Source organism: Saccharopolyspora elongata (assembly GCF_004348985.1).
GTDB lineage: Bacteria > Actinomycetota > Actinomycetes > Mycobacteriales > Pseudonocardiaceae > Saccharopolyspora > Saccharopolyspora elongata.
On sequence record NZ_SMKW01000048.1, the window covers coordinates 1 to 11,172 of the forward strand.

Genomic DNA, 11,172 nt, shown 5'->3' on the forward strand with positions numbered 1-11,172 from the left:
GTGACGAAGCTGAGGTTGCGGTTCCGATCTTCGGGGCGGATAGGCGGATTGTGGCCGGGATGTCCGTCGCGGGCCCGGTTGATTCGATGAATTTGGACGCGGTCCGGATGGAGGCCAGTAAGTCTGCTCAAAAGGCCTCCTGCTATCTTTCGCAGCCGACCGCACTGGGACTCTCGCAACGCTGCGCCTCGCCGTACGACGGAGCGATGCTTGAAACCTGTGGGCAACTGGGAGGGGGCGTACCGTCTCAGAGGGGGAGTCGGTGTGCGCCTCTGGGTATTCGACGATCAGCCTACCTTTGAACTGGGCCTGAGCCGTGGAACGCTGGGTAGCGCGGCACGTGTCGACAGGTAGCCTGCCGAAGGCGGCAAATACGACAGCAAGCACCATCTTTGTCGACTGCAAGAAACCTTCCAAGTAGGACGTGCTCGGGTGAGTGATCTGCCTTTCGGGAGTCTGGTTCGTCATGGTGAGGAAAAGGAAGGTGACGTGCTTGACTCCCGGTGATAGACCAACATCCCTCCCCGCTCGTCCTCGGGTGGTAGGGCTATGCCGCACTGGCGACCGGGCTTGCCCGCTCCGTGCATAACCTAGTGACGACACCGTTCAAGATTCTCGTCCTGGACTGCGACAACACCCTGTGGCAAGGCACGGCCGGTGAGGATGGCTCTGACGGCATCACTCTCACTCCAGCGAATATCCGACTGCAGCAGTGGGCCGTCGACCTACGAGCCAAGGGCATTCTGCTCTGCCTGGCGAGCAAGAACGACCCCGACACGGTGGCCGAGGTTTTCGCAACGCGCACAGACATGCCGCTACGCCCCGAGCACATCGCCGCCCAGGCGGTGAGCTGGGAGGACAACCCTGTGGAGATCGCCGAAGTCAGGGCGGCGTGTCCGGAGGTCCTAGCGCTCACGTTGCCGCTGTTTGGCGGTCGTGGGTAAGGAAGATCTGGAACGCGCATGACTGCGGGGATCCGAACTTCTGCCGGAGCTCCATACGGGTTGCGTTGGGCCAGTCGTTGTCTGGAGTTATTCGCCGGTCTTGGGTGAAGTGCGGGCAGTCGTGTTGCCTGGTCTGCCAGGCGACGGGCGGGTGTGTTGTGTGTGCGCATCAAGGGTTTCGGCCGCTCTGCGGTGGTGGTGATACCGATCTGGACTGCCGAGCGGTAGCGGCGAACGCGAAACGCCGAGTTCGCCGCTACCGTGGCGATGTTGATGCAGGCCTGCCGATCCAAATGGCTGCCGGCGCTTCGTGCCGGTGTCACGCTTCTACGTCTTGGCCTCCCCAGCCGCCGTCGGCCAGCGCAGTCGGACACGCTCGGTTGCCCTAGCCGATCAGTGAGGTTTAACCGGTATGGGTACCGCAGCAAGAGCGGGCTCTAGCTGCGGTACCGAGATGTCTTTTCGCGGTATCGGCGTCTGGAGTGTGGCAGGCGCGACGCTCTTGGCCGGACACGTGTGCGAGTGCTGTGACGGGTGTGTGGACGGGCAAATAACCGTCCAATGCGTCGTGCGGAAGTGTTGTTTGTGGTGAACTGCCTCCGAAGGGATTCTACCTGCGCAAGATTCGTTTGCAGGATGACGCGAGTAGTTCGTTTACAAGGGAGATATCCATGGCCGGAGTGTCGACTACAACCCCGGGAATGCAGCAGGCTGCGGGCCACCTCGCCAACACCCAGAGTGTGGCCAAAGGTGGTGTGCAGAGCGTCGGTGACGGCCTAGCCGCGCTGAAGTCGACGTGGACCGGTGACGCGTCCATGGCGTTCGATTCCTCGATGAGGGCGTGGATGGACGACTGCCAGTTCATCGTCAACAAGCTCGGCGAAATGATCGAGATCATGAACGGCAACCGCCAGGCCATCACGGTCGGCGAGCAGGCCAACGCCGAGGTCGCCGCCGGCATCCCGACCGGTCCGGGACTGCAGGGTCTGTGACCTGGCGCGACGTGCCCCCTCAGCTGAGCGATTGAAAGGACTTTTGCTTTGCCTACTTATACCTTTGACCGCGGCATGGCCGACTCGGTTCGCGACCAGATGGCCACTGTCACCCGGCGCCTGCAGACCGAGCTGGAGAACATGCACCAGCAGATCGTCTCCACCCTGCAGGACTGGCAGGGCGGCGCCAAGGACCAGTACATGGTTGCGAAGGCCCAGTGGGACGCTGCCGCGCAGCGCATGCCACAGAGCCTGAACTCCGCAGAGGTAGCCCTCGACCAGATTACGGGCGGCTACCTCAAGGTCGAGCACACCGGCATGAACGCGTGGGGCGGCTACGGCGTCAAGTGAGCCCGATGGTGCCACCGGGACGCCATGCGGGCCGGCGGCACCACTCGTGCATTGGCAACCACGTTTGACCTAAGGAGCGACTCAAATGGCATTCGAGTCTTCGTCCGGTACCTGGATCGTGCCTTACTTCTCGGAGCCCGCAGCGGTGCCAGCTCCGAAGTGGGGCGGCCCTTCGGACGGCTACTTCGCTGGCAAGTTCGAATGGCCGATGCGGTCCTTGAGCAGCGAGGGCTCGACCAACGGTGTCCGCGTCAGCACCGAAGCCCTGCGAACTTTCGCGAACAACCTGCGGATGATGCTCGACCCGTTGAACGCGGCCAAGACGCAGATCGAGCAGGTGAAGCTCGCCCCCGGCGGCTTCTGGCACGCCTTCGACCTGATGGAGAGGGTGGTCGGCAGCAACAAAAGCGAGGCCATCCAGCCGAACACCCTGGACTTCATCAGCAAGGCCATTCAGGCGATCACCATCACTGCCGACGAACTGGACGGGCTCGCGTCCGCGTACGCGACCGCCGAAGAGCTCAACGCCGCCACCGGCCAGGACCTTGGTGAGCACATCGAGAATGCCAAGGGCTACCTGACGTCCGCCATCGGCGGCGCTACCAGCCTCGGCTGACCTCAGTCTCCGCCTCGATCCGCCGCCGCATCAACTCCGTCGGGCCTCGGTCCCCGCCCAACACGAAAGCTCCGAGATATGAGTGACGAAGCTCCCACCGCTGGTTCGCCGCCGGGCTTCAGGGTCGAAGACGGTGCTGTCATCGCGACCGGTGATGGATCGGCGGTGAAACCGGAGGACTACGACACCTGGGGGTGGAAGGAGATCAAGGCTGCGATCAAGGGATCGGCTGCGGTCGGCGATGACCTGCAGATCGACACCACCGACGGGCCGTCCAACCCCACGACGCTGTGGCAGGCCGCGCTGAGCTTCCGTGCGGCGCAAGAGATCCTTTACGCGGTCGGCGGCAGCGTCCTCGACCAGGCGAGAGCTCTCGCGGGTGATGGCGGTCCGTGGCAGGGCGGGGCTGCGACGGCGTTCCTCAGCCTGATGGAGCAGTTCTCCAAGGCTTTCATGAACCACGCGCTGCAGATCAACGGTGGCCCGGCCGTGATCAACCCGGTGCCGGAGCAGTTGTGGGCCGCGGGCGACTACCTCAACTGGGCCCGGCAGATGGTGAACGACATCGACTCGCACTATGCCACACAGGCGATTCAACTCGCTAACGACACGGGCGCGGACGTGTTCATGGACAACGGTCTGATTAGGGTCAGCGAGTTCCCTGAGATCGTCGAGATGATGACCCAGGACATGCGCAGGGTGTTGAAGATCCTCGCAGCCAAGTACGAAGAGGCCAAGTTCGACACCGCGCTGATGTCCGTGCCCACCCCGGGCCCGCCCAACGACGTGCCCGGCGGTCCAGGTGGGGTGCCCCCGGACCCCTTCCCCTCGGTATCCGTGCCGCTGCCTAAGTTCACTCCGCCCGTGTTTGATCCGCCAAAGTTTGATCAGCCTGAGTTCGACCCGGGCACGGTCGGCGGCCCCGACGGTCCCGGTGCTTTCAACCCGACCGCGTTTGACCCGACCAAGTTTGACCCGGGCACGGTCGGCGGCCCCGACGGTCCCGGTGCTTTCAACGCGACCGCGTTTGACCCGACCAAGTTTGACCCGGGCACGGTCGGCCCCGACGGCCCCGGTGCTTTCAACCCGACCGCGTTTGACCCGACCAAGTTTGACCCGGGCACGGTCGGCGGCCCCGACGGTCCCGGTGCCCTCAACCCGACCGCGTTTGACCCGACCGCGTTCGAACCGCCGCCCGGTACTCCCGGAAACGGCCCCGCCATTCCGCCGTTCGTGCCGCCGTTCTCGCCGCCGTCGCTGGGCGGCGGTTCCGGCATCAAACCGCCGTCGTCGCAGAAGCCCGGAAACGGGGCCGGCGTGGGTATGCCCGAGCTTGAAAAGCCGGGCATGGAGCCGTTCACGCCATCCGCGCCGCCGCCGATGTCAGAGATGCCGGACGCCGGCGACTGGGCCGCGGGCGAGGGCACGCAGTCGATCGGAACCCCCGACCAGCGCGGCATCGGCATGCCCGGAGGCATGCCGATGATGCCGCCGATGTCCCCGGCGGCCGGTGCGGGCGGCGGGCAGCCGGAGCGTTCTGATGCGTCGGGCTTGCTTGGTGGTGAGGTGGAGCCGTGGGAGGGCGTTGATGTTCCCGGTCTTGGTGAGCCGGAAGGCTTCGCGGACGTGCCGGAAGGCAAGCCGCAAGACTGGTCGGCTTCGTCGCCGACCGGCACAGCTTCGCCTGGTGTGCCGGGGATGCCGATGATGCCGCCGATGTCTCCGCCGGCTGGTGCGGGCGGCGGGCAGCCGGAGCGTTCTGATGCGTCGGGCTTGCTTGGTGGTGAGGTGGAGCCGTGGGAGGGCGTTGACGTTCCTGGTCTTGGTGAGCCGGAAGGTTTCGCGGACGTGCCGGAGGGCAAGCCGCAAGACTGGGACGCAGAGCTTGGCCTGACCGCTCCGGCGCTGCCCGGCGTGCCGATGGTGCCGCCGATGTCCCCACCCGCCGGTGCGGGCAACGGTGTCGCGGAACGCGCGGACGCGCCGGGTCTCCTCGGCGGTGAGCGTGCGGCATGGGAAGGTGTGCCCGCTCCCGGTCTGAACGATCTGTCCGGAGTGGATGGACCTTCCTCGGAACCGAAAGCATGGGCGGTCGAGCACGCCGACGGCGCGGGCATCCCCGCTGTGGCGGCGATGCCGCCAATTCCTCCTGCGCCGCCCGCCGCGGGCATCGGTCCCGTGCGACCGGAAGCTACCAGCGTGCGGCCCGAGGCCGAGACGGCGGCGTGGGAAAGAACGCAGCCGCCTGCACCGGTCGACAGCGATGACGACCGGGAGGGCGCGGCCGGGGGTGTGTTCCTCGCAGCCGAGCAGCAGGTCGTCGCTCCGCTGGAGGAGCGGGTCGCGGTGGTGCGGCCCGCCGACGAGGATGAGGATTTCGGCGCGTGGGATGTCGCAGCGGGCAGCGGCAGCGGTCTGCCGTGGGCCGCGTGGCCGCCTGGTCAGCCGCGGGAAGAGGACGGGCGAGATCCGCACACCCCGGACTTCGCACTCCGCGAGATCACGCCTTGGGAACACACCTCCAACCACACGGCCGCTCGTCCGGTGGCGGACATCAACGTCGCGGCCGCGCCTCGGTTCGTCGACGGTGCGGAGTTCCTGCCGCGGGCGGCCCAGTTCCAGGCTGACGAGCCCATGTGTGGCGGTGCCGAGGATGTGGAGGACCACGAGGCCCAGGCCAGGCGGGCGCTGGAGGAAGTGCAGCAGGCGGCCGAAGAGACCCAGGAGGAAGAGGAGAAGGAGCGCACGTCGGCTGACCTGCTCAAGCAGGACGACAAGGCATGGGCGGCGACGGCCGAGCCGAAGCGGCCGGGGGTGATCGAGTGAGTACGGTCACCGTCAAGCGCGGTCCTCGCCTCGCCGGCCCCGAGATGCCGGAGGGAGAGGAGGCGCTGGAGGAGCCTCCGGTGATGCCGGAGCCGGCGACGCGGGACTACAGCTCCGTGCTGATGTTCGTGCCCATGGCGTTGGGTCCCATTGCCATGATCCTCGTCTTCTCGTCGATCGGGTCTGGCGGCGGCTCACCGTTGATCTTCATCATGTCCGGTGCCATGGCGATCGGCATGGTCACCATGGCGATCAGCCAGCTGATGCGCAACGCCGGTGACCGCAAGCGCAAGCTCAACTCCGAGCGCCGGGATTACCTGCGTTACATCTCGCAGTTGCGTCGGCGTGCCAGGCAGACCAGCGACGAGCAGCGCGTGGCCGTCGCTTGGAACCACCCGGACCCCACGTGGCTGTGGTCACTGGCGAGCGGGCCCCGGTTGTGGGAGCGGCGTGGCGGCCATGACGACTTCGCGCGAGTGCGCATCGGGCTTGGCGTCCAGCAGGCGGCGATGGAGTTCACGCCGCCGGCCACCAAGCCGATCGAGGACTTGGAGCCGTTGTCGGCGATCTCGCTGCGCCGGTTCAGCGAGACCTACCGGACGGTGACCGGCATCCCGATCTCGGTGGGACTGCGCAGCTTCACCAGCGTCGAATTCGAAGGCGACCCGGACGCCGCGGCCGGGCTGGTGCGCGCGGTGATCGGGCAGCTCGTCACCTTCCACGCTCCGGACGAGCTGCGGATCGCGGTGCTCACCGCACCGCAGAACCAGGCTGACTGGGACTGGGTCAAGTGGCTGCCGCATACCGCGCATCCGACGGCCCGTGACGGGGCCGGGCCGCTGCGGATGCTGACCTGCGACCACGATGAGCTGATCGAGCTGCTCGGCTCCGAGGTCACCGACCGCGGTGATCACGACAAGGGCGTGCTGCCCGGTGTGGCGGAGCCGTTCATCGTCGTCGTCGCCCACCTCGCGACCATCCCGGAGCACTCGCCGCTGTTCGGGCCAGGTCTGCGCAACACCGTTCTCCTCGACGCCACCGGTGCTCTACCCGGTGGTGCGAAGGTGCTTCGGCTTACCTGCCGTGACGGTGACGTGACCTATCCGGTCGGGGACGAGACCGGAACGGCCAAATGCGACACGCTCGGCGTGCCGCAGGCGGATGCGCTGGCCCGGGTGCTCGCGCCGAAGCGCACCAGCGGAACCGTTGACGTCGTCGACCGCCCCTTTGACAGCGACTTCGAGCTGACCACGCTCCTGGGCATCCGCGACGTGCACACGTTCGACATCAATGCTCAGTGGCGGCACAAGGCCCCGCAGCGCACCAGGTTCCAGGTGCCGATCGGCGTCACCGAGGACGGCGAGGTCGTCGAGCTCGACCTCAAGGAGTCGGCACAGGGCGGTATGGGCCCGCACGGCATGCTGATCGGCGCCACCGGTTCCGGCAAGAGCGAGCTGCTGCGCACGCTGGTGTGCAGCCTCGCCGCCACCCACTCCTCGGAGATTCTCAACTTCGTCCTGGTGGACTTCAAGGGTGGCGCGACTTTCCTGGGCATGGACAAGCTGCCGCACACCTCGGCGGTGATCACGAACTTGGCCGATGAGCTGCCGCTGGTCGACCGCATGCAGGACGCGCTCAACGGTGAGATGACGCGACGTCAGGAGATCCTGCGAGAGAGCGGCTACTCCTCGCTGTTCGAGTACGAGAAGGCCCGCACCACCGGCGGCCAGCTCCGGCCGCTGCCGACGCTGCTCGTCATCGTCGACGAGTTCTCCGAGCTGCTCAGCGCCAAGCCGCAGTTCATGGAGCTGTTCGTCAGCATCGGCCGCCTCGGCCGAAGCCTGGGCGTGCACCTGCTGCTCGCGTCGCAGCGTCTCGACGAGGGCCGGATCCACCGGGTCGAGGGCCACCTGTCCTACCGCATCGCGCTGCGGACGTTCTCCTCGATGGAGTCCCGCAGCGTCATCGGTGTCGCAGATGCCTACGAGCTGCCTTCCGGGCCCGGAAACGGTTACCTCAAGATCGACACCTCGACGCTGGTCCGCTTCAAGGGCGCCTATGTCTCCGGCCCCTGCCTGACGACCGCTCCCGTGGACGGGCCGATCAGCGAGGAAGACATCGCGGCGGGCGAGGCCGTCCCCTTCTACACCCAGCCGAACCCCCGGATGCATGAGATGCGCCAGATCGAGGCCATGGAAGCGGAGGAAAAACCGCAAGAAGAAGAGGAGAAGTCCAAGGGATCCGCCAACGACGACGCGCCGAGCCTCGCCGAGGTCCTCATCGGACGGCTCGAGGGAGCCGGACCCGCCGCCCGCCAGGTGTGGCTGCCGCCGCTCGCGGCGTCGCCAAGCCTCGACTCGCTCCTGCCGAGCGTCCTGCCGAACCCTCAGCTCGGAATGATCGTCGATGACCCGGTCGCGCGTGGCCGCATGCGCGTCCCCGTCGGCCTCGTCGACCTGCCGTACGAGCAGATGCGCGAGCTGCTGATCGCCGACCTGTCTGGCGCGGAGGGCCATGTCGGTGTCGTCGGCGCCCCGATGACTGGGAAGTCGACGCTGTTGCGCACTCTGATGCTCGGCCTCGCGCTGACCCACACCCCGGAAGAGGTTCAGTTCTACGGCCTGGATTTCGGCGGCGGTGGCATCATGTCCGTCAGCGGTCTGCCGCACGTGGGCTCTGTCGCGACCCGCATGGAGCGCGACCGCGTTGTGCGTACGCTGGAAGAAGTCGTGCAGGTCCTGGAGATGCGCGAGGCGGCATTCGCCGAGCACGGCTTCGAGTCCATGGCCGATTACCGCGTCGCGCGACGTGAGGGCAGGATCGAGGACCCGCACGGTGAGGTGTTCCTGATCATCGACGGCTGGTTCACCCTCCGCCAGGACTTCGGCGACCTCGAGACGAAGTTGACCGAAATCGCCGCTCGTGGCCTCTCCTTCGGCATCCACCTCGTGGTGTCGTCGACGCGCTGGTCGGAGATCCGGCCGTGGCTTCGGGACGTTCTCGGCACCCGGTTCGAGCTGCGGCTCGGCGACACAATGGAGTCTGAGGTGCAGAGCCGCAAGGCGGCCACCGTGCCGAATCAGCCGGGCCGCGGTCTCACCAGCTCTGGCTTCCACTTTCTGGCTGCGCTGCCCCGGCTCGACGGCTCGTCGGAGACCGAGGACCTGGCTGCCGCGACCAAGTCGATCGTCGAGGAGATCCGCACGTTCTGGCCGGGCCGTAGCGCTCCTGGCGTCCGGTTGCTGCCGACCAAGCTCCCGGTGGTCGACTTGCCGCGTCCCGAGGGCGACCTGCGGATCTGCCTCGGCCAGGACGAGCAGCGCCTCAAGCCGGTGTGGCACGACTTCAACGTGGTGCCGCACCTGTTCATGATGGGTGACGCGCAGACCGGCAAGACCAACGCGCTGCGGCTGGTGCTGCGATCGATCGTCGCTGCGTACCGGCCGGGCGAGGCGAAGATACTGGTCGCCGACTCCCGCCGCGACCTCGACGGCATGGTGCCGGAGGAGTACCGCATCGGCCAGGTGGTCGGCGCGGACGCGCTGACCGATCTCGCTACCAAGGCGGCGGTGTCGCTGCACAAGCGGGTCCCCGGCGTGGACATCTCCTCAGAGCGCCTGCGCCGCCGCGACTGGTGGGAAGGGCCGCAGCTGTTCGTCGTCGTCGACGACTACGAACTGTTCTCCAACGGCATGGGAATGGGCACGCCACTGGACACGCTGCTGCCGTTGCTGGCGCAGGGCGTCCACATCGGATTTCACCTGATCCTCGCGCGCAGCAGTGCAAACGCGTTGCGGGGCATGATGGACCCGGTCATGCGACGGCTGTGGGAGCTCGGCACTCCGGCACTGCTGTTCTCCTACCCCAAGGAGGAGGGCAAGTTCCTCGGTGAGGCCGCTCCCCGCACCCTGACACCCGGCCGCGCCCAGCTGGTGACCCGCCGCGGCGTGAAGTTGATCCAGACCGGCTTCGTACCGGTGGAAAGCTCGCAGAACGAGGACGCGATGATCCGCGGAGCGTTCTCGAGGAACGAGGACATGTGACCGCGACCCCCGAACTGTGCCGCATCACGGTGCTCGGTCCCAGCGGGCGGGCCGACCTCGCAGTGCCCGTTTCGACCACTGTGGCGGTGCTCCTGCCGACACTCGTGCGCCACGTCGTGCGCGACCAGGACCGGCCGCGCGACCAGGAGGAGTACGGCTCCTGGGTGTTGCAGCGCCTCGGCGACGCGCCGTTCGACCTGGGCGGCACGCCGGAGACGCTCGATTGGCTCGACGGCGAGCAGTTTCACCTGTCCCGCGCCGAGAGCCCGTTGCCCGAGCTGGATTTCGACGATGTCGCCGAGGGCATGGCGACTGCGGTCAACCGCCAGGGCAATCGGTGGAACGAGGCGGTCAACCGCCAGCTGTTTCTCAGTCTGACCGGTGTCGCGTTCGCCGCGATCGCAGTGTCGCTGTTCGGCAACTCGAGCGCGCTCGTCGCCTTGGTCACCGCCGGTGTGCTGGCCCTGGTCCTCTGCGTCGCCTCAGTGCTGGTCGCGCGGACGCTCGCGGACCGCGGTCTCGCCGCGATCGTCGGTGTCGCCGGCTGCGTGTTCGCCGGGCTCGCCGGCGCGATCGGCGCGGCGGGTGTGGCGGGCACGCTGGGGACGGCCCCGGTCGCCGTCCTGATCGGTGGCCTGTCGATGGGGGTCACGTCGGGCGCGCTGCTCGTGGTGCAGCGCCTGCTCGCACGGGATCTGCCGGTAGTGCCTTTCGGGTGCACAGCGTTCACCGGCTTCGGCGCCGTGATCGCGATGTGGCTGCACCTCGGCTTGGAGCTGACCGCACTGCAGACATCCACTGTCGTGATGGTCATTTTCTTCCTGCTGTTGTTGTTCGGGCCAAAGCTGGCGACGCGCGCCGCCCGGCTGCGCGGCCCGCAGCTGCCACGCACCGCCGACGAAATGAAGATCGACATCGAGCCGATGCCCGCAGCGCAGGTGGTCGAGCAGACCGGCAACGCCGACCGCTACCTCAGCGTGCTCACCATCGGCTCTTCGGTCGTCTTCGTGCCCGCCTTCTGGTATTTGGTCCAGCGGCCCGAATGGCTCAACTACACGCTCGCCGGCCTGTTGGCGGCAGTGATACTGCTGCGGTCACGGGAGTTTCTGAACATCGGCCAGCGGACGTCCCTCGCGCTGGTCGGCGCCTGGGGCGTGCTGCTCTTGGTGATCAGCCTGCTCGCCGGGTTGAGCGACGTTTGGCGCGCGGTCGGCACGCTGGTGCTGTTGCTCGGCGCGTTGCTGCTGGTGGCGGCGGCGCTGCGGCCCGCTCACCGCCGGGTGCTGCCGATCTGGCCACACATGGCCGATGTGCTGGAGAACCTCGGCTGTCTTGCGCTGGTGCCGTTCGTGTTGCACGCGCTCGGTGTCTTCGCCTGGGCTCGTGGCCTGGCCGGGTGA

7 protein-coding genes are annotated in these 11,172 nt (G+C 67.2%); all 7 read left to right on the forward strand.

The window, feature by feature from the left end; genetic code table 11:
* Positions 1–593: 593 nt before the first annotated feature.
* The gene (locus E1288_RS29615) at positions 594–944 is read left to right on the forward strand and encodes an HAD-IIIC family phosphatase (protein ID WP_165968310.1); all 351 of its coding nucleotides are present in this window, start codon (positions 594–596) and stop codon (positions 942–944) included.
* Between the two features lie 671 nt (positions 945–1,615).
* Positions 1,616–1,936 (forward strand): WXG100 family type VII secretion target, encoded by a 321-nt coding sequence (locus E1288_RS29620; RefSeq protein WP_132490811.1) that lies wholly within the window; start codon positions 1,616–1,618, stop codon positions 1,934–1,936.
* Positions 1,937–2,011: 75 nt separating this feature from the next.
* A complete protein-coding gene (locus E1288_RS29625; protein ID WP_132490814.1) occupies positions 2,012–2,287 on the forward strand; it encodes a WXG100 family type VII secretion target in 276 nt (91 codons plus the stop codon).
* A 217-nt stretch (positions 2,288–2,504) separates the two neighbouring features.
* Positions 2,505–2,903 carry a hypothetical protein gene (locus E1288_RS29630; RefSeq protein WP_132490817.1) on the forward strand — a complete coding sequence of 133 codons (399 nt, stop codon included), beginning with the start codon at positions 2,505–2,507 and terminating at the stop codon, positions 2,901–2,903.
* A gap of 429 nt (positions 2,904–3,332) precedes the next feature.
* Entirely contained in the window at positions 3,333–5,729 is a 2,397-nt protein-coding gene (locus E1288_RS29635; RefSeq protein ID WP_207954624.1) for a hypothetical protein, read from the forward strand.
* Positions 5,726–9,772, forward strand: a complete 4,047-nt coding sequence (gene eccCa, locus E1288_RS29640; protein WP_235883878.1) for a type VII secretion protein EccCa — start codon at positions 5,726–5,728, stop codon at positions 9,770–9,772. Before E1288_RS29635 ends, eccCa begins: the two co-directional genes overlap by 4 nt.
* Positions 9,769–11,172: a type VII secretion integral membrane protein EccD gene (gene eccD, locus E1288_RS29645; RefSeq protein WP_132490826.1), complete on the forward strand. Its 1,404-nt coding sequence runs from the start codon at positions 9,769–9,771 to the stop codon at positions 11,170–11,172. Before eccCa ends, eccD begins: the two co-directional genes overlap by 4 nt.